This window comes from Paenimyroides ceti, from assembly GCF_030409925.1.
Genome location: NZ_JAUFQU010000001.1, coordinates 1,456,522 through 1,477,598, shown reverse-complemented (window position 1 = coordinate 1,477,598; position 21,077 = coordinate 1,456,522). Strand labels below are relative to the sequence as shown.

General features: G+C 35.5%; 17 protein-coding genes. 4 read left to right on the top strand and 13 right to left on the bottom strand.

What is annotated here, in order from left to right; translation table 11 throughout:
• Positions 1-3: 3 nt before the first annotated feature.
• The 3 genes from gap to QW060_RS07110 form a co-directional block, all read right to left on the bottom strand.
• Complete coding sequence (gap, locus tag QW060_RS07120; RefSeq protein WP_290362953.1) at positions 4-1,008, bottom strand: type I glyceraldehyde-3-phosphate dehydrogenase; 1,005 nt, start codon at positions 1,006-1,008, stop codon at positions 4-6.
• A 6-nt stretch (positions 1,009-1,014) separates the two neighbouring features.
• Positions 1,015-2,004 carry a 6-phosphofructokinase gene (gene pfkA / locus QW060_RS07115; RefSeq protein ID WP_290362952.1) on the bottom strand — a complete coding sequence of 330 codons (990 nt, stop codon included), beginning with the start codon at positions 2,002-2,004 and terminating at the stop codon, positions 1,015-1,017.
• Between the two features lie 78 nt (positions 2,005-2,082).
• Positions 2,083-6,519 carry a translocation/assembly module TamB domain-containing protein gene (locus tag QW060_RS07110; protein ID WP_290362951.1) on the bottom strand — a complete coding sequence of 1,479 codons (4,437 nt, stop codon included), beginning with the start codon at positions 6,517-6,519 and terminating at the stop codon, positions 2,083-2,085.
• Positions 6,520-6,692: 173 nt separating this feature from the next.
• On the opposite strand from QW060_RS07110, the gene tsaD reads away from it, so the two are divergent.
• The 3 genes from tsaD to QW060_RS07095 are packed head-to-tail and all read left to right on the top strand — an operon-like array spanning position 6,693 to position 9,605.
• Positions 6,693-7,715 carry a tRNA (adenosine(37)-N6)-threonylcarbamoyltransferase complex transferase subunit TsaD gene (gene tsaD / locus QW060_RS07105; protein ID WP_290362950.1) on the top strand — a complete coding sequence of 341 codons (1,023 nt, stop codon included), beginning with the start codon at positions 6,693-6,695 and terminating at the stop codon, positions 7,713-7,715.
• 3 nt (positions 7,716-7,718) lie between these two features.
• The gene (locus QW060_RS07100; RefSeq protein WP_290362949.1) at positions 7,719-8,423 is read left to right on the top strand and encodes a 16S rRNA (uracil(1498)-N(3))-methyltransferase; all 705 of its coding nucleotides are present in this window, start codon (positions 7,719-7,721) and stop codon (positions 8,421-8,423) included.
• A gap of 6 nt (positions 8,424-8,429) precedes the next feature.
• Complete coding sequence (locus QW060_RS07095) at positions 8,430-9,605, top strand: THUMP-like domain-containing protein (protein WP_290362948.1); 1,176 nt, start codon at positions 8,430-8,432, stop codon at positions 9,603-9,605.
• 34 nt (positions 9,606-9,639) lie between these two features.
• Here the strand turns inward: QW060_RS07095 and QW060_RS07090 are convergent, their stop codons facing one another.
• From QW060_RS07090 to QW060_RS07065, 6 genes are all read right to left on the bottom strand, one after another.
• Entirely contained in the window at positions 9,640-11,130 is a 1,491-nt protein-coding gene (locus tag QW060_RS07090; RefSeq protein ID WP_290362947.1) for a malate:quinone oxidoreductase, read from the bottom strand.
• A 29-nt stretch (positions 11,131-11,159) separates the two neighbouring features.
• Entirely contained in the window at positions 11,160-11,588 is a 429-nt protein-coding gene (gene ruvX, locus QW060_RS07085; RefSeq protein WP_290362946.1) for a Holliday junction resolvase RuvX, read from the bottom strand.
• Positions 11,578-12,753, bottom strand: a complete 1,176-nt coding sequence (locus QW060_RS07080; protein ID WP_290362945.1) for an AIR synthase related protein — start codon at positions 12,751-12,753, stop codon at positions 11,578-11,580. Before QW060_RS07080 ends, ruvX begins: the two co-directional genes overlap by 11 nt.
• A gap of 116 nt (positions 12,754-12,869) precedes the next feature.
• On the bottom strand, positions 12,870-13,997 hold the full coding sequence (locus tag QW060_RS07075; RefSeq protein WP_290362944.1) for a cysteine desulfurase family protein: 1,128 nt from the start codon (positions 13,995-13,997) through the stop codon (positions 12,870-12,872).
• Complete coding sequence (locus tag QW060_RS07070; RefSeq protein WP_290362943.1) at positions 13,994-14,902, bottom strand: EamA family transporter; 909 nt, start codon at positions 14,900-14,902, stop codon at positions 13,994-13,996. The genes QW060_RS07075 and QW060_RS07070 overlap by 4 nt, the downstream gene beginning before the upstream one ends.
• A 97-nt stretch (positions 14,903-14,999) precedes the next feature.
• Positions 15,000-16,757, bottom strand: a complete 1,758-nt coding sequence (locus QW060_RS07065; RefSeq protein ID WP_290362942.1) for an MFS transporter — start codon at positions 16,755-16,757, stop codon at positions 15,000-15,002.
• A gap of 91 nt (positions 16,758-16,848) precedes the next feature.
• Here QW060_RS07065 and QW060_RS07060 point away from each other — a divergent pair, with 91 nt between their 5' ends.
• Positions 16,849-17,799 (top strand): hypothetical protein, encoded by a 951-nt coding sequence (locus QW060_RS07060; protein WP_290362941.1) that lies wholly within the window; start codon positions 16,849-16,851, stop codon positions 17,797-17,799.
• A gap of 388 nt (positions 17,800-18,187) precedes the next feature.
• Here the strand turns inward: QW060_RS07060 and QW060_RS07055 are convergent, their stop codons facing one another.
• The 4 genes from QW060_RS07055 to QW060_RS07040 all read right to left on the bottom strand — a co-directional run bounded on the left by QW060_RS07055 (position 18,188) and on the right by QW060_RS07040 (position 21,039).
• Positions 18,188-18,649, bottom strand: coding sequence for a hypothetical protein (locus QW060_RS07055; protein ID WP_290362940.1), 462 nt, complete (start codon positions 18,647-18,649; stop codon positions 18,188-18,190).
• Between the two features lie 58 nt (positions 18,650-18,707).
• The gene (locus QW060_RS07050; protein ID WP_290362939.1) at positions 18,708-19,289 is read right to left on the bottom strand and encodes a hypothetical protein; all 582 of its coding nucleotides are present in this window, start codon (positions 19,287-19,289) and stop codon (positions 18,708-18,710) included.
• A 58-nt stretch (positions 19,290-19,347) separates the two neighbouring features.
• A complete protein-coding gene (locus tag QW060_RS07045; RefSeq protein WP_290362938.1) occupies positions 19,348-19,980 on the bottom strand; it encodes a hypothetical protein in 633 nt (210 codons plus the stop codon).
• Positions 19,981-20,166: 186 nt separating this feature from the next.
• Positions 20,167-21,039, bottom strand: coding sequence for a PPK2 family polyphosphate kinase (locus tag QW060_RS07040; protein WP_290362937.1), 873 nt, complete (start codon positions 21,037-21,039; stop codon positions 20,167-20,169).
• Positions 21,040-21,077 lie beyond the last annotated feature (38 nt).

Genomic DNA, 21,077 nt, shown 5'->3' with positions numbered 1-21,077 from the left:
CGCTTACTGTATTTTATGAGCATACACAATGAGATCCAATAGTTTTGCAGAATAACCATATTCATTGTCATACCATGATACGATTTTAAAGAAAGTCTCATTAAGTCCTATTCCCGCATCGGCATCTATAATAGATGTTCTTGTATCAGAAACAAAGTCCTGAGAAACAACTGCCTCAGTAGTGAAACCTACAATATCTTTATATTCATTTTCTGATGCTTTTTTAAATACATCCATTATTTCTTCATACGTAGTAGGCGTGTTTAGCTTTACGGTCAGATCAACTACTGAAACATTCGCTACAGGAACTCTGAATGCCATACCTGTCAGTTTTCCCTTTAATGCGGGAATGACTTTGGTAACCGCCTGTGCAGCACCCGTTGAAGCCGGAATTATGTTGTTTAAAGCTGCTCTACCGCCTCTGAAATCTTTTTTCGATGCTCCGTCTACGACTAATTGAGATGCTGTAGCAGCATGTACTGTTGTCATAAGTCCCTCAGCAATTCCGAAAGTGTCATTCAGAATTTTAGCAATCGGAGCCAGACAGTTGGTAGTACAGGAAGCATTGGATATAATGGTTTTATCAGCTGTAAGCTCAGTATGATTTACGCCCATAACAAACATTGGGATATCATCAGAAGGAGATGATAATACCACTTTTTTTGCTCCGGCTTTCAGATGTGCCTCTGCTTTGTCAAGTGTTTTAAAAATACCTGTACAATCGGCAATGATTTCGGCTCCTACTTCATCCCATTTAAGGTTGGCAGGGTCTTTTTCTGCAGTTACTCTTATTTTTGTATTATTGACAATCAGATGATTTCCTTCTACTTTTATTTCTCCCTCAAATTTTCCGTGTACAGAGTCATATTTAAGCAGGTAAGCTAATAAATCAACTTCCATAAGGTCATTAACTGCTACTACCTGTATATCATTTCTTGTAAAAGATTCTCTTAATAACAAACGACCAATTCTTCCAAAGCCGTTAATTCCAATTTTTACTTTTTCCATATCTTTTTATATTGATAATATCTCTGATATTCTTATTAATTCTTCATCTATCGGGGCTTCCCCTTTTATTGCTTTTTCCAGTTTTGTTTCTGCCATCTGATCATTAATGAGACCAATCATGATCCCTGATTTGTTTTCGAGTATGCTTTCTACAGCTTTTACACCTAAACGGCTTGCCAATACCCGATCAAAACACGAAGGGGAACCACCGCGTTGTAAATGACCTAAAACACTAACCCGGACATCATATTCCGGTAGATTTTCTTCTACATATTCACTTAACTCAAAAACATTTCTTCCGGTTTTATCACCTTCTGCCACAATCACAATACAGGATGACTTTCCTGAGAGTTTACTTTTTTTCAGTTTTTCGAGTAATTTTGGCAATCCGATGTTTTCTTCCGGAATCAATATTTCTTCAGCACCAGCTCCAATACCAGCATTTAAAGCAATATGACCTACATCGCGACCCATTACTTCGATAAAGAATAAACGTTTATGAGAGGTAGCCGTATCTCTTATTTTATCAACGGCATCAATGATGGTATTTAAAGCTGTATCAAAGCCAATAGTATGGCTGGTTCCGTTGATGTCATTGTCAATTGTTCCGGGTATTCCTATTACCGGAAAGCTAAATTCTTTGCTGAACTGAAGGGCTCCCGTAAAACTTCCATCTCCGCCAATAACAATTAAAGCATCTATTTCAGCTTCAGTAATATTTTTGTAGGCTTGTTTGCGACCTGCTTCGGTTTTAAATTCTTCTGAACGTGCCGTTTTGAGTATGGTACCTCCTTTACTTACAATATATTTTACATCACGCGGTCCCAGTTCTTTAAAATCACCTTCTATCATTCCCTGAAATCCTCTGAAGATACCTACACAGCTTATATGATAATAGGCACATGCACGAACAACAGCCCTTATGGCGGCATTCATTCCCGGAGCATCTCCTCCTGATGTAAGAACTGCAATTTTTCTGATCGTATTTTTGGTCATGTTTTATTTGTATAATTATTGTAAATATAGGCTTTTTGCCTTTTTTTGACAAGTTAATAAAAATAAAAAACCAGAAGATTATCCTTCTGGTTGTGCTTTTTTATCTTCTACTTTTTCTTTACGACGGTTCTCCTGATATTTTATGAATTCGCTGCCAAAATCATCGTCCGGAATTTCATTGGTTGAATTAGAAGTTGCTTTTTCTTTTGCTTTTTTATTCGCATTGGTAAAAATACGTTTAAGCAGCTCTTTAAAGGTTTCAAAATCGACTTCATAGGTCAATCCGACTCCTTGTGTGTACCCAATACCTTCACCCAGATAATTGATGTCATTTTCACGGTTGAATACCCTTGCTTTGAGACTACCGTCTTCATTGAGCAATAACTGTACTTCGACATCACCAACAATGACATTATCTTCTGCACCACCCACCGGTACCCCTAATTTTCCGTTTATCAATATTTTATCACTTACCTGCGTAGACAGTGTTACCCCTACACGTGCGGCATCGTTTTCTGCATACGGATTTCGGTCACTCTGAGAATAGTTGAGTCCTACTTTAAATTTACCATCTTCATCTGAGAATAAATCATCAAAGAGACTGCTGGCTCTTTCAAACAAACTTCCATAAACGGCTGTAGAGGCATTTTCAGAATTGATAAAGCTACCGGTAGCCAACAATGCCATTGCCTGTGTTTCACGGGTATCTTTATCTGCTAATTTATAATCTATTTCAGATTTAATACTGGAGCTCACATTCGGAAAGTCGATATTGAAATCTATTTCAGGTGTTGCCAGATTACCTGTCAGTATAATAGATACATCGGTATCTACTTTTCTGTTAATGGCCGAATTTTCTACAATTGTACCCGGATTTGCCTGGGTATGATAGATGGCTTGTAAATCGAGTAAGGCATTCATCGGGTCTCCATCCCATCGTATGGTTCCATATTTTTTTACCTGAAATTTCTTATCAATCAAGCCACTGTATTTGAAGTTATAAACCCCTTCATATACCTGAAAATCCCCCCACATATTGAAGCTACCCAGTGTATTTATACCCATAGTGATAAAACCCGCTCCACGTCCTTTCATACCATGTCCGGACTCCCGATCGAGCAAGACCTCAATTTCAGCATCAGGTGTTATGACAAATTCAAAATCGAGCTGTACTCCTCCAAACTGATTTGGATTGACAGAGGTAAATACTCCTTTTTCACGGTTTCTCTTTTCTTCAGCTGTCACAAAATGAATAAAATTATTATCGCCAACACCTCCTGTTTCATTCAAAGGAATTTTAAGGCTTGTACCTTCTTTTGAAGTGGCTTCAATTTTAATATTCAGTGCTTCAGCCGGTCCTATGATAGTGGCATATCCGTCTATATAAGCTACACCATAATAAGGCGTTCCTTCCTGATATGCTTTATCCAGTGCCAGTAAGTTATTGGAGTTTAGTTTTACATTCAGATTCCAGTTTTGAAACCTGTCGTGCGCGATATATCCGTTGATCAATCCCTTTGTTTTATGTTTGGAATCGGTAATATTGACATTCCTAAGAATAAATTGTTTTTCAGTAATGTCCAGCGGAGCATTTTCATCAAACACATAATCTACACCTGTAAATACAGGACGCATTCCCGCATTTGATAAATAAATACGTCCGTCAACCGTAGGATCTGTATGTATACCGCTAACTGTAAGTCTCCCTGAAGCATCTCCTCGCACATCAGACATAATACTGCTCAGAAAAGGAGCAATGGCTTTAAGATCAAATTTTACAAGTCCTACATCCAAATCCAGATTCGATCTTCCTTTCTCAACACTGATGTTTCCGTTCATGTAGAAACTTTCAGCAAAATCATTGACAATATTGGAACGCACTTTAAAATTTCTGAGGCTTTCATCTCCTTCTACATCAAAATTAAATTTTCCAAGAAATACGTCATTGACTTCCAGATTATCAATTTCAAGACTGGAAGATGGTCTGAAAACCTTGTTGCGCTGTTCAAACGCAATTTTACCGTTAATAAGCCCTCCCAATGACAGATTATGAATGTCAGGCGTAATTTTATTGAGATCTACTTTCTCAAAAGTCAGTTTTAAATCCTTGTATGTCGAATCTCTTAAAACACCGCTGAGCAATACTGTCTGCTCTTCGTGAGATATTTCAATGTGTTCTACATCAAAATCGGTAAGTTTTTTATTGAAAACTACCCTGTTTTTATCGTCATCATCTTCATTGATATACCACAGATAATCTTTGAATTTGAATTCTGATTTTTGAAATCCTACAATAGATAAATTGTCTTTATTAATAGTATGGTATAAGTTGAGATCATACGAATCTGTAGCTTCTTTACCACCTTTAAATTCTGTTCTTACAAAAAGAGTATCGTTGTGGGTTACATTCAGCAAATTGAAATCGGTAATATCATATCCTTTGAGTCGTATAGAGTCAATTGAAATATAAGTGTTGAATAAAGGATTTTTATTATCGACCTGAATGGCTATATTTTTAATAGCATTATTGCTCACATTCACAAAGGGTGTATCAAAATTTAATTTGAAATCGCCTTCATCTGCATTTATGGATCCCTGAAGTCTGGTATCTTCACTGATCTGGATGTTAGGAGCAAATAACTCAACAATTTTACTGTTGATATTAAAATCGAAATCAAGGTATTGTCCAGTTTCCAGTTTTAGAGGAGAATAATTGGTATATAAGCTGCCCAATGCATTTTCTACAATGGCTTTTAACTGGTTTATCTTATATTTTCCACGAATATAACCTTCTACAATATCCGGAGAATTCATTTCTACCATCCGCGTTCCGTCTTCAGAAAATGTGGAAGTCATTTCAAAGTCCTTAAACTCAAAATCTGCTTTTGAACTTTTATAGTAAACATCAGAAATATGTACCACACCTTCAAAGTCGTCAATAGTATTTCCTTTAGCATTGAGCTCAATCAAACCTTTTACTTCACTGATACTGTCTTTCACAAAACCAAGCGCTCTAAGATTCAAATGAGTAATATCCGCTTTGAAATTGTATTCTTTTACTGATGAACTAAAATCAATAACCCCATCAAAATCAAGGATTGCATTTGGATCTTTACTGCTTACAAATCCCTGATAGGTAGGCATTTTTAATTTTCCGTCTATAATGATGTCCTGGTATTGATATCCGTTAAAATCAAAATGATATACATCTCCGGTAACCGTTGTATTGAGATTTTTTGTATCAAATCCCTGCCCGTCGATAAATAAATTTAACGAAGCTGTTCCGATGTTCGGTTTATCAATTAATCCTCCGATATTGAAATCTTCTAAAATAACATCTCCGCGATAAAGTGCTTTTTTAGGATTGTTGAGTGCCGACATAGACACTTTTGCAGACGCTAATCCCAATTCAGATACAGTTTGAATATCAGCTTCAACGGTAAAATTGGTGTACATCAGGGCTCCTCTTAAATCAAGCATACCTATTTTATCCAATTCTGCAGGAAGTGCTTTCTCCAGTACATTTGGTAATAACGCCACTGCATTTTTACGGGAGATAAACAATCTGTCCAGATTGGTAATGATTTTAAACTCTTTTGTTTTATCCAGCAAATTTTCAAGTTTAAAATTACCGATAATTTGTGAACCAATATCATCTGCAAGAACAGCATTACTGAGAGTAAAATTATTTAAAGTTCCTGTAGCTCTGGTTTTTAAATAGAGATGGTTCCCACTTCCGAATCCTTTATAAAATGTTCTCAACTCATCTGTAGCAATACTGCTTTTATCTATTTTTACGTTGAGATTTACCTTGTCAACAAAATGTTTTAAATCGCCTTCGTTGTATCTCATCTCAATACTACCTACTAAAACGGATTTATCTGTGGTAAGATTGAGCTTTTTAAGATCCATAGAGGTTTTGGTCATCGAAAAGTCAGCAGCTAAATCTTTTACTGTCAATCCGCGGTGATCATGCAGACTCAGTTTTTTTACTTCTGCACTGATGTTAGGTCCTTTGATTACAAAATGATCTACCAGTCCGCTCATTTTAGTGAAATCAACTGATTTAGCATTTGGCAGATTATCATCAACGATACTGAAACTACCATTAGTAACCTTCAGATGTTCAATATTCATATAGAATTTACCGGAACCTTTCTGGCCGTCATCAAATGTTTCTATAAACTTATCGAGATTTGTAAGAGTATCTCCTTTATACTTACGGATATGAAAATCAAGGTTTTCCAATTCAGTAGAACCAAAATACAGTTGTCCATATAGCAGCAACTGAAAATCTAAAATATTGGTATGCAGTCTTTCAGTATTAGCCAAAACATTTTTTCTGTCGTCCAGTACTTTTACATTTTTAAGGAGTACAGATCCGTCCAGCCCTACTGCTACCTGTTTTATCGATGCATTAATATTGAACTGTTTATTGATCTTCTCCGTAGCATAATGAGCTAATTCAGTTTGAACGATAGGGGTTGTCAGGGTTACTGAAAGCAGTAATACCAAAAGAACAATTCCCAGAAGAAAACCAAATAGTATTTTAGAAAATTTTTTGATAGGTATATTTATTTTAAATTTGCTTAAAAAATTCCGTCTTTTATAATCAACAAAAATAATTATTTTATCAGAACATAGTATATTTATTTAACGTTGATTGTACATAAAAATTATTGCATATAATGACAGATACAAACACCTATATTTTAGCCATTGAAAGTTCTTGTGATGATACGGGGGCAGCAGTTTTATGCAATGACACAGTTTTGTCAAATGAAGTGGCAAAACAGGAGATTCATGAAATTTATGGTGGTGTTATTCCGGAACTGGCTTCCAGAGCACACCAGCAAAACATCGTACCTGTCATTGATGTTGCGTTGAAAAAAGCCGGTATTACTAAAAATCAGCTTTCTGCGATTGCTTTTACTCAGGGTCCGGGATTGATGGGATCATTGCTTGTGGGCAGTTCCTTTGCCAAATCACTTTCTATGGCACTTAACATTCCGCTTATCGCTGTAAATCACATGCATGCTCATATATTAGCCCATTTTATAGATGAAGAGTCATATTCAAAACCTGAATTCCCATTTTTGGCGTTGACCATCAGTGGCGGACATACACAAATTGTAAAAGTGATTTCTTTTTTTGAAATGGAAATACTCGGCGAAACAACGGATGATGCTGTAGGTGAAGCTTTTGACAAAACAGCCAAGATACTCGGTTTTCCTTATCCGGGAGGACCATTGATTGATAAACATGCAGCTTTAGGAAATCCAAAAGCTTTTGCATTTACTAAACCCAAAGTACCGGGGCTGAATTTCAGCTTTAGCGGATTGAAAACTCAGATTATGTATTTTATCCAGAAAAATCAGAAAGAGAATCCTGATTTTATACAGGAAAATTTAAATGATATATGCGCTTCTGTTCAAAATACCATCATTACTATTCTGTTAGATAAGTTAAAAATGGCTGTTGAAGAAACCGGTATTCATCAGGTTGCTATTGGCGGTGGAGTTTCTGCCAATTCCGGAATCCGAAAAACATTAAAGGAGGCAGAAACCAAATACGGATGGAAAACGTTTATTCCAAAATTTGAATATACTACTGATAATGCTGCCATGATTGGTATCGTCGGATATTATAAGTTTTTAGAAAAACATTTCAGTAATCAGGAAGTCGTTTCCAAAGCAAGAATACCCTTTTAAATTATGCAGTTATTTTATACCAATACCCTTCAAGAAGGTGATACCGTTTATAGTTTTGATAAGGAAGAAAGTAAACATATTATTAAAGTATTACGTAAAAAGGAAGGAGATATTCTTTTTGTAACCAATGGATTAGGATTTTTATTTAAAACAGAAATTATATTGGCAACAGAAAAGAAATGTACCGTTTCTATCCTTTCAAAGGAACAAAAAGAACGCGATACATACCATATTCACCTTGCCGTTGCTCCTACCAAAATGAATGAACGCTATGAATGGTTTTTAGAAAAAGCTACTGAAATCGGCATTCATGAAATTACGCCAATCATTTGTGATCATTCTGAACGCAAGGTATTAAAAACGGAACGTTTTGAAAAAATACTGCAGTCTGCGATGAAACAATCCAATCAATATTATTTACCTAAACTGAATGCACCTGTTTCTTTTAAGGATTTTATGAATACAAAACAGCAAGGCAATCTCTATATTGCACATTGTGAAGAAACCAATAAGACAGAATTAAAAGACTGTATTACAGTAAAAGAGAATTATATTTTGCTTATCGGTCCTGAAGGTGATTTTTCTACTAAAGAAATTGAAACAGCTCTTCAGAATGGGTATCAGCCTGTTTCGCTTGGAAATACCAGACTCAGAACAGAAACAGCCGGTATCGTTGCGTGTCATACCTTTGTTTTAGCCAATAATTAGTTCTCTGTGCAACATTTACTCACAAAAGAAGTTCAATCTTTTATCGACGACCATATCGATACAGTGGTTGATGCACTCGCATTAAAAAAAAATCCGTTTCCGGAGATAGAATGGATTGATATTCTTCATCAAATCCAATCCAAACAAAAGGCAAAATTAAAATTACCGACCTGGTACAACCATGATAACATTCTATATCCGCATCCCGTTTCAATAGAACAAACGTCATCCGAACCTCTTGCTCAGTTTAAGGCATCTTTGATTTCAGGTACAAGACTCATTGATCTCACCGGAGGTTTTGGCGTGGACTGTTTTTATTTTTCACAACAATTTAATGAAGTAGTTCACTGCGAACACAATACCACTCTTTCAGATCTTGTGAAACATAATTATGAACAATTAAACAGAGAGAATATTACCTGTCTGAGTGGAGACAGTACCGTAATCCTCGATAATTTGTCACAATATTTTGACTGGATATATATAGACCCTGCACGCAGAGCTGATAACAAACAAAAGGTGTTTATGCTGCAGGATTGTGTACCAAATGTACCGGAAAATCTGGAACATTATTTTTCATTCACTAACCAGATACTAATTAAAACAGCACCTTTACTTGATATTCACGCAGGACTTTCTGAATTACAGAATGTAAAAAAGGTTATTATCGTTGCTTTTGAAAATGAAGTGAAGGAACTTTTATGGATATTGGAAAAAGACTTCTCAGATGATGTAATAATTGAGGCCGTAACTATAGATAAGCATCAGAATATATCATCTTATGCATTTTCCGTGACAGATGCAACTTTTACCACACACAGTCTTCCGAAAAGCTATGTATACGAACCCAACAGTGCCTTGATGAAAACAGGAAATTTTAATGCTATTGCTGATCGTTTCGGATTAAAAAAGCTGCACAAACACTCCCACTTGTATACATCAGATGAGCTGATTGATTTTCCCGGAAGACGTTTTAAGATTTTGGAAATAATTCCGGCGGCCAAAAAAGAAATAAAGCAATATCTGGAGAATAAAAAATGGAATATTACGGTACGTAACTTCCCTATGAAGGTAGAAGAAATCCGGAAAAAATATAAAATAAAGGATGGCGGCAATCAATTTGCCTTTTTCACAACTGATTTGAATAATCAAAAGATTGTTTTACTTTGTGAAAAAATATAAAAAATCCCGGATATTAATACCCGGGATTTTTATCTTAATGAGCTAACTCTAAGGTTTGAGAAGTTTTTGCTCTTAATTCTTTTAATAATTCAGGATGCTGATTTAATGATTTTCCGAAAGAAGGAATCATTTCTCTGAATTTATTCTGCCAGGCAGCTGATTTAAATTCTTCAGGAAAACATTTTTCCAATAACGTAATCATAATGTTTACGGTCGTTGATGCTCCCGGAGAAGCACCTAATAGTGCAGACAAACTACCGTCAGCACTGCTGATTACTTCTGTACCGAATTCGAGAACGCCTTTTCCTTCTTTATTTTTCTTGATGACCTGAACGCGCTGTCCAGCTGTTTCAAGAAACCATTCGTCTTTTTTTGCATCAGGTAAATAATCTTTCAAAGCCTCAACCCTCTTATCTTCAGACTTTAAAACCTCTCCTATTAAATATTTAGTTAAATCAATATTGCTCATTCCGGCACCAAGCATCGGTCCCAGATTTCCAAAATTTAATGATTTAAACAAGTCGCAATAAGAACCGGTTTTAAGGAATTTAGTAGAAAAACCAGCATAAGGTCCGAACAACAAAGCTTTTTGTCCGTCAATATAGCGTGTATCAATATGTGGTACCGACATAGGCGGTGCACCTACTGAAGCTTTTCCATATACTTTTGCATTATGCTGAGCTACTAATTCTTTGTTTTTACATACCAGCCATTGACCGCTTACAGGGAAACCGCCATAACCTTTTCCTTCCGGAATACCTGATTTTTCGAGTAACAATATTGATCCTCCGCCAGCACCAATAAATACGAATTTGGTTATAATGGTTTTCTTTTTTCCCGTTTTAAGGTCTTTAATGCATACTTTCCAGCGTCCGTCTTCCTGTCTGATCAGATCATACACATCCGTATTAAAGGTAACCCGTACTCCGGGCTGACTGATCTGGTGTTTAATCATCATACGGGTAAGGCTTCCAAAATTTACATCCGTACCTACATCCATATAGGTAGCAGCTACTTTTTGACTCATCCGGCGATCTCTCATAATAAGCGGAGCCCATTCTTCGATCTGTTTATAATCTTCAGAATATTTCATTTCCTCAAATAAAGGAAATTGTGTAAGCGCCTGATGACGTCTTTTTAAATAATCTACATCTTGCTCTCCCCAAACAAAACTCATGTGTGGAACAGAATTTATAAAGGTTTTTGGAGAATTAAGTACCTTTTTTTCTACAAGGTATGACCAAAACTGACGGGATTCTTCAAAAGCTTCACATATTTTCAATGCTTTTGATGTATCGATAGTTCCGTCTTTGTCAGGAGTATAATTTAACTCACAAAATGCGGAATGTCCTGTTCCTGCATTGTTCCACGCATCTGAACTCTCGGCAGCAGCCCTGTCAAGCCTTTCTATTATTTCAATAGAGTATTTAGGGTTGAGCTCTTTTAAAAGTAGTCCTAAAGTAGCACTCATAATACCTGCTCCAATAAGAACTATGTCAGATTCGGTTGTTAAATTTGTTGACATTTTTTCTAAAACTAATTTATACTGATTTTTTAAAACATTTTTTGATTGAGATAATCCTGTAAAAGAATGGTAGCTGCAATCTCATCTACCAAAGCTTTGTTCTGGCGCTGTTTCTTTCTTAAACCGCTATCTATCATGGTTTGAAAAGCCATTTTAGAAGTAAATCTTTCATCCATTCTGATGACCTCAATTTCAGGGTATAAGGTTTTAAATTTTTTTACAAACAGGTCAATTTCAGGAGCAATCTGTGAAGGTTCGTTATTCATACGTTTGGGCTCTCCTACCACTACTTTATTAACTTTCTCTCGGGAAAAATATTCTTTTAAAAAGGCAAATAGTTCTTTGGTAGGCACAGTCGTAAGACCAGATGCAATGATCTGCATTTCATCTGTAACGGCTATTCCTGTTCTTTTACTGCCGTAATCAATTCCTACTATGCGTGCGCCCTTAATATTCAAAAGTACCGTATACTGAATTAATGGTTAATTTTTTATGATCTGCTGCTTCTACTCGACCTACAATCTGCGCATCGACATGGAATGATTTGGAAATTGCAATAATGTCTTCTGCAATCGCAGGATCTACATATAGTTCCATTCTGTGCCCGCAATTGAACACCTGATACATTTCTTTCCAGTCTGTACCGGATTCCTCCTGTATCAGTTGAAACAAAGGCGGTACCGGAAATAAATTATCTTTTATGATGTGCAGCTGTTCAACAAAATGTAATATTTTGGTTTGAGCACCTCCACTGCAATGTACCATACCGTGAATGTCTTCAGCAGTATACTTATCAAGAATTTTTTTTATGATGGGTGCATAGGTTCGCGTAGGTGACAACACCAGCTTGCCTGCGTTAAGAGGAGCGTTTTCTACAACATCTGTCAGTTTTTTAGCTCCTGAATAGATAAGTTCTTTAGGAACGGATGAGTCAAAACTCTCGGGATATTTTTCTGCAAGATAATGTGCAAATACATCATGCCGTGCAGAAGTAAGTCCGTTACTGCCCATACCGCCGTTATATTCTTTTTCATACGTAGCCTGACCAAAAGAAGCCAAACCTACAATAACATCTCCTGCTTTTATGTTTGCATTGTCAATTACCCGGCTTCGTTCCATTCGTGCTGTAACTGTAGAATCTACAATTATGGTACGTACCACATCTCCTACATCGGCAGTTTCACCTCCTGTAGAATGAATGGTTACACCAAAAGATTTCAATTCTTCAATCAACTCTTCCGTACCATTAATAATAGCTGAAATAACCTCTCCCGGAACCAGATTTTTATTTCGGCCAATAGTAGAGGAAAGCATGATGTTATCGGTTGCTCCGACACAAAGTAAGTCATCTATATTCATGATGAGTGCATCTTGTGCGATACCTTTCCATACAGAAAGATCGCCCGTTTCTTTCCAATACAGGTAAGCTAATGATGATTTTGTACCTGCTCCGTCTGCATGCATGATTAGGCAGTATGCTTCATCATTGGTTAGATAATCAGGAACTATTTTACAAAAAGCTTTTGGAAAAAGCCCTTTATCAATGTTTTTAATAGCATTATGAACATCTTCTTTTTGTGCAGAAACTCCGCGAAGTGCATAACGGTTATTGTCTGAAATCATATCAATTGTGTTGTTCGTACAAATTTAGTCTTAAATTCGGTCTTAACCAATGGAATCAAAAAAATCTTATAAAAAAAACCTCCGTTAAAATAGTTAAACGGAGGGTCTTTTAAATTTTATACGTTTTTCAGAACGTTTATTAAAAAGTCTATTTCTTCTTTACTGTTATCATGACCAAAAGACACGCGTAAACTTGGTTTCAATAAATCTTCGTCTTTTAAAAATTCTGCCAACACATGCGATGGTTTCTGACTTCCGGACTGACACGCACTTCCTCTGGAAACTGCTACTCCCTTCATATCTAAATGAAACAGCATCATAGCTGTTTTTTCCGGCGAAAAAGGCAATAATATATTCAGTACATTATAAAAAGTTGAACCGTTTCCATTAAACTTTACGCCCGGAAAATTCTGTTCTAAAGACATTTTGCAGTAGTCTCTTAAATCTGTAATCTTTTTGGAATCTTCTTCGAGATGCTGATAAGATAATTCAAGTGCTTTAGCCATTCCTACTACCTGATGCGGTGCTTCTGTACCGGCTCTCATTCCTTTTTCCTGTTCCCCGCCTACAATTAAAGGTTTTAATGCATTTTTCTTTCTTACAAATGTAAAACCGGCACCTTTTGGTCCATGGAATTTGTGTGCACTCGCCACTATGAAATCTACAGGAGTTTTTTCAAGATCAATCTCTATTTTACCTACTGATTGTACAGTATCCGAATGAAATAAAGCATTGTTTTTCTGGCACATTGCGGCTACTCTGTCGAGATCAAGTACTGTGCCTACTTCATTATTTACATGCATCAGACTCACCAGTGTAGGTATTTCACTCTCATTCAGTAAATTTTCTAACTGATCGTAATCAATTTCACTATTAGGTAAGATGCTAAGATATACGACTTCAACTCCATATTCTTTTTCCATTTGCTGCACAGCATATAAAGTGCAATGGTGTTCAATTTTAGTGGTAATAATTCTTTTTATTCCTAAATCGCGAACAGCTGAACGAATGATCCAGTTATTACCTTCTGTACCACAAGATGTAAAAATAATTTCTGAAGCACTGACTTTAAAATGTTTCGCAATTGATTTACGAGCATTTTCGATCAATGCCTTTGAATGCCTTCCAATAGAATAGGTTGATGACGGATTTCCGAAATCATGGGTAAGCACTTTTATCATTTCTTCAACAACTTCGGGTCTGACTGAAGTTGTTGCTGCATTATCTAAATATATCTGACTCATTGTAAATCTTTAATTATTGGCGGTTGTTTTCTGATGATATAATCTTTATTGTAAATAACAATAGAGCACAAAATTAATAAATAAGATGCGATTTGAAAAACATTTACCGCTTCTTTGTAATAATAAACAGCAATGATCAAAGTAATGATCGGGTTGATGTATAACATGATACCGACGGTAGATGCTTTTGCCCCTTTTAAAGCAAATAAATTCAGATACAACGGAACTAATGTAAACAGCAATGCAATTACCGTAGCATACGCATAAAAAGAAACATATTTCGGAATATAGAACCCTTTTATGAGAAAATAGGGTAATATGACAAAAAAAATAAGAAGGATCTGAATTGCAAGAATTGTAAATTTTTCTAAAAAGATATTAGATCTTTGTGAGATAAGGTAGAAAGAATACGAAGCTGCAATAATCACAGCATACAATAAATGACTGCTGTTTGTGAAAAAATAAATAACACAACCTGTAAAACTAATACAGATGGCCATCCATTGGTGTTTTTTCAGGTCTTCTTTTAAAATAATATTTGCCAGAAATGCTGTGATGATGGGGCAAATCAGGTAAGCAAACGAGGCGGATTGTACATTGATTTTATTGACAACAAAAATAAATAGAAACCAATTCAAACCTAAAAAAACAGCTCCAATGAGGGTTAGAAAAATAGTTTTTCTACGGTATTCAGATGAAAGTTTAGTAAACGTTTGGAAGTCTTTTTTTATCAGTTTGTATTGAAACAATCCCATAAATAATAGAATAAAGACTGCGGCAAAGCTGATTCTGTAAAATAAAATATCAAAAGAATTTACGTAAGAAATAGGTTTTAGACCAAGGCTAAAAAAACCCCAGATAAAAAAAGCCAAAAAAGCAGCTAAATAATGCTTTGACTGTTGCATTTTGATTCCATTAAAAAAACAGTCAAATTTAGTAGAATGTTACCTACTTTTTACAAATTTCCAAATAAATTTCACTTCGGAATTAAACCGTTTTATATCAATTACTTACAGTGCTTTCAACATCAATATGTTGCTTTTTAAGAATTCTCTTCACAATGACTGCAAAGAAGAGTATATATACAAAACAAGCCAAAGAAACTAAATACGACCAATGTATTCCAATTATATCTGCCAGTTTTCCCTGAATCGGCGGAATAATACCACCGCCAAGAATCATCATTACCAAAAATGCAGAACCCTGAGCTGTATATTTTCCCAGACCTAAAAGAGACAGATTAAAGATAGCAGGCCACATAATACTACAGGCAAGACCACCCGCCAAAAAAGCATAAATGGCTACCATTCCGGTTGTATTCAACCCTACTAATAAAGCAGTAATACCGAATAAACTAAAAATTAATAACGTACGAACCGGTTTATTTTTACTCATAAAAAAAGCGGCAATCTGCAATACTACACATATAAAATAGTAATAGAGATTAGTGACTTCATACCCTGCCAAAGCGTTTGCCAGCATAATGATGCTAAAAGCAATTATCGGCATCAGGATGATAAGAAACATTCTTTTTTGTCGTGTCAGTTGAAAAGCACTCACTGCTCCGGCCCAACGCCCTATCATCATACTGCCCCAATACATGGAAATATAGGGTGCTATTTCTGAAGCATGCAAACCACCAAACTGTTTTGATTTTAATAATTCACCCAAATTACTCCCAATCGCTACTTCTACTCCTACATAGGTAAATAAAGCAATCATTCCCAAAATGAGCTGTGGATATCGCATAGCTCCCCAGCCTTCTTTATTTTTCTTTGATTGGAAATAGGCAAACACCAATCCGCCAATAACACTAAACAAAGCGCCTGCAAGCCACATGATACGCTTATTTTCTATTTTTGCTTTTAAAGTATTTTTATCCGATTGCAGCTGTTGTATTTCCTGATTTATAGTTCCTTTTGCTGAAAAATCTGTTGTTGTTTGGAGCTCCTTTTCTCTTTTTTCCAACACCAGTTCCATTTCGTTTATTTTTTTATTGTCTTCACTTCTGTAGGATTGAAAAACAGGAGCCAGACAAACAAATAATAAAAGAGTAATGACAATTAGCGTTTTCAAGGCTTTGGTTGATTTTTCAATCGTTTCCACAGATTTGCCTTCTGGCAGCTTTTTTGAAAGATAAAACAAGGTAGCTACACCGATAAATAATAATCCTACACAGGTATAAAGCAAAACAACTTTATCCATGCTTAGATTTTTGATTTGGTTATCTGTGACAGCAGCAGCGGTACCAAATAAAGCGAAAGAAACAATAAGCGGACCTATAGTTGTTCCCAAAGAATTGATTCCCCCGGCAAGATTCACCCTACTATCTCCTGATTTCGGATCGCCCAGTAAAATAGCAAACGGATTTGCAGCGGTTTGCTGTAAAGAGAATCCCAGTGCTACAATAAATAATCCAACCAGCATGCCTATATAAATATCAGCTTCTACTGCCAAAATCATAGCTCCGGCACCGATAGCAGAAAAAATCAAACCGTAGATAATACTTCTTTTATAGCCCCACGAGGTCACCAAATCTTTTCCGCGAAGCATTCCAAATGCAAATAAGACTAATGCACCTAAATAATAAGCAGTGTAAAAAGAAAAGTCTATAAGTTGTGACTGAAACTGATCTAAATGAAAATATTCTTTACAAAAAGGGATAAAAATATTATTTCCTGCCGCAATAAATCCCCAAAAGAAGAAGACTACAATTAATGTATACAACGCAGGGTAATTAGTTTTTTGGTGCATTTCCATTAACAAAAGATTAAGTTTTCAAATATAAAAAATAGTGGCATCTAAATACGGTATTTATATAAAAAAGTTACTTTTGTTTAAAATTTTACTCATGAAAAAATTAGTGGCTTTATTTCTCGTATGTACGTTATTTTCCTCTTGTGATGACGGTGATATATATTTTGATTCTTTATCTTTTCCAAGTAATCTGAATATTTCAAAATGCGCAACAAACGAGTTGTATTATAAAGCATATAATTCTGAATTATTAGCTATTGAACTTTTGAGTAGCGGAACTCCTATACTCAATACATCTCTTACGATAGGACAATTAAATACGATTACCACCTCTTCGTCCAACACACTTTACTACCGTCTTTATGACGGTGCGGTTACAGCAGCCACTATTTGTGGTAATCTGCCACCGGCAAGCCCTGCGGTTGTTAAAGAATATACTTCAAAAAGCGGTGCTACTATGGAATATACACTGAATATGACGGTTGAACCATCTACTTCACAACCAAACCGATTCAGTATTTCATACAATTATATCATTAATTTTAAGAATCTGGTACTTGTGAATGATCAACAGGAAGAAATTAAATATTCTGTTTTTAATTTCGGAACTACGGCAACTTTACCGGAAAATACCAATACCATTAATTTTGACAGTACCAATATTACGTATTGTGAAGGCAATGGTTTTTACAGTGCCAGTAATTCACAGCTGATACGATTCAATATTCCGGAGTCATTACCAGCTCTTGGTAATAGTACTACTATTGCTTTAAATGATACCAATACGCTAAATATTAAAACATATAAAGAAGCTATTACAAGTCCGGCCGGAACAAATTACTGTCAGAATAATCCTGATAAAACAGTAGCGGAAGACTGGACTGCAAGAAGCGGAAGCCTTAAAATTACACATACGGAGGCCGTTGAAAATAATGTTAACACACAGGTATATACTTTTGTTTTGGAAACAGCCGTTTTCTCTAAAGCAACCCGAACTTTTACTGTAACAGACGCAAATCTCGGAACCTATAAAATAGTAGAATAATTAAAAAAGAGCCCGATCAGTTGATTGGGCTCTTTTTTGATTTCAATTTCTATGTGCTTCAGGAAAACTCCCGATTTGAAGACTTTGCTAAGCTGATGCTTTGTTGAACAGTTATAATAGAGTTCGGGTATTCTAACAGCTATTTGGTCATTTGCTCCAATTGCTGAGCAAACTCATCAAAAAATAAAGGTCTAAAATTAATGCCGTATCTCTTCGTGCAAATCCGATTTTATGATTAGCCATGTCAAGCCATATCACTTTTGTCTCCCAATATTTCTTACACCTTTAGCGGAATATGTTTGGCTTTGTCATTCCTGATATACTGTGTTGCTAAGTGAGGTGTCACTGTTGCTTTTTAATAATCTGTTCTTTAAAAATCTATGTTGTTTTATTTGTTTTTTCTTATAAGTTGTAGATGTTCTCCTTCTCTTGTAAGATCAAATACCATTTCTTTAGATGGTTTAAACATCTGTGTCGGAGCCAGACAGGTTCCTGATGTGCTGATACTGTCTACTACCATTTTTATCTGATTAGCTTCTGTAAAATAATATTTTCCGTGTATCTCGGTAAAGCAATCATTCCCACATTCCCATGAATCATAACTTTTGAATTTTTCTTCATCTAAAAATTTTACGGCATGAAAATTAAAAATAACTGCAGTATCTTTTTTTTGAGTCAGATCGTATATTTGCTCTCCATCCGGAGTAATAAGTCCTCCTGAATTAACAATCCAGTTGGTGTTTTTCAGATCATTCGGGAAATGTTTGTGTTTTCTTTCCGCATCTTTACAACTGAAAAATATGATCGACAAAGTACTTAAAAACGGAACAACAATCTTTCTTTTCATCATACGTATTTTATTCAGTAATTTCTAAGATTCGCTTCACGGTCTTGACTTTAAACTTCCATCAGTTCAAAAATTGCGTTTTACAGTAGTCAATTTTGTAATTTCCGTTTTCAAAAACGACTACTACTTCATTTTGTGTTTTGACTCCATTTCCATAATCAATAAACACATCATAAATCCCTTGTTTATTTTTACTGATTTTTAGCTCCTTTAGTTCCCCTATATCTCCATTTCCTCTTCCAAAAAGCCACATTTCACGCTCTTCAATCGGATATATTTTAGACCATTTGGCTTTGTATTCTTTTTCGGCAACAGGAAATTCAGCATCCGTTAAGTTTGAAGGTCCATAGAGTTCACCTGATTCCGATATAAACTCCTGAAATCTTTTTGTACATAGTTTTTCTTCTACGTTATATTCCGGAAAAAATTGGTCTGAATCTTTTGCTTTGAATATGTTTTTCAACCATTCTTCCGCAGCATCTTTTTGCCCGGATTGTGAAACATTTTTATTCTGAATACTCAAAGAATCAATTGTTTGCTGTTCCGTATTTTGTATCATCTTATTATTGTCCTCCTTATTTTTTTGATTGCAGGAACCTAAAAAAAACAGCAACAGATAAAGTGCCAGATATATTTTACTCATTGATTTTATTTTTAGTACAGGTATATTTTTGTAGTCGTATCATGATGTTTTACAGGCTTTAATTGATTCCCTTTTTAGCCTCTTTTACTATTTTTTCTGCTTTAAGCCTTATCGCTTTGGGTAATGATTTAAAATTTTCATCCTTTTCTTCACGATACTGGTCTTCTTCCTGAAAGGGAATCCATGCGGTAATTTTCGATTTTGAAAGTGTTTTTTCTCTGCTCTTGGTATAGATAATAACTTTTAATGGTTTGGCATCTAATCCGTCTGATTCTTCAAAATAAGTAAGATAGAACTCCGGAAAACCATCTTGGTCTGCATCTCCGATCTCACAATAGTTAATGAGATATCGGGGTTGTGCAAGACCTTTTGCAAAGTCTTTAAAAGTTATCAGCGGAATTAGCCCACCGTGGTCTTCTAAATAAATGCCGGCATATAAATCTTTGGGATTATCATCTAAATAAGCGTCTTTTTCAGCTTTACTTTCATTCAGATACCAAACATAACTTCCATGTTTGGGAACAAAAGAGGTTACAATCATCACCGGATTTCCGGGTAGCGGATTTCCAAGTTCTTCCCTAATCTCATTGTATTTCTTGTCGGAAGAAAAATATACTCCTGTTCTTATCTGTGCAAAAGATGATATACTTATCACAAAGGCAGCAACAGCAAATCGTTTTCTGAAAATCATTGTATATAATATTTTTTGAATGCGTTAATACCTACAGATTCATTTTTTTATTTCTTACAATTGTATTAGCTGTAGTAAATAACAATGCATCTATAATTATACTCAATATTACAAAAAAGTGAGGCCTCGCACAATCCCGGTTATCAGCTATATTTTCCGGTAAAGTCGGTTTTCTTCCAATTTATTTCAGGCGTCTTTTTCCAGCGCTTCTTTATATACTTTTATTTTGGATTGAATTTCTTCATCCGCTTCCGGATATTCTATATCTTCATATTGTTTGAGTGTCTTGTATATGATGCGGGCAACGAGTAATCGCTGTATTTCCTTTACATCTGAAGGGATCACATACCACGGAGCATTCGTTTTTGATGTCTTTTTCAGCAAAGCTTCATAAGCCTGCATATACTGATCCCATAATTGTCGTTCAGATAAATCGCCCGGCGAAAATTTCCAGTTGTGTTTAGGTTTTTCAAGTCGTCTCAATAATCGCTTGCGTTGTTCCTCTTTGCTTAGATTCAGGAAAAATTTTAAAATAATCACACCGTTTTCTGCTAAATGTTTTTCAAAATGGTTGATCGATTCATATCGGTTGTTCCAGAACGTGTCTTCAATATCATCTGTGGTCTTGATCTGAGGAATACGTTCATTTAATATGATTTCAGGATGCACTTTTGTGATCAGTACATTTTCGTAATGAGAACGGTTAAACACGCTGAATTTTCCTTTTTCAGGAAGCGCGATATAATGCCTCCACAGATAGTCATGTTGCAGTTCTTTTGCTGATGGAGTTTTAAAACTGTAAACAACTACTCCCCTTGCGTTGATGTTTTTAAATACTTCCCGGATCAGACTGTCTTTACCTGCGGTATCCATTCCCTGAAAACAAATAAGTACGCTATAGCGATTGCTTGCATACATCTTATCCTGAATATCACTTATTTTTTTGCGTACTTTTTTTAATTCCGCTTTTGCTTCTTCGATGGTTCCTGAATCTTTTAAAAAAGTATGAAAATCACTTAAGGAAAAATCTTCTTTTGCTAAAAATTGTTTAATACCCATTACGATCTGAAATTATCTATTAAATTTATATGATTTTA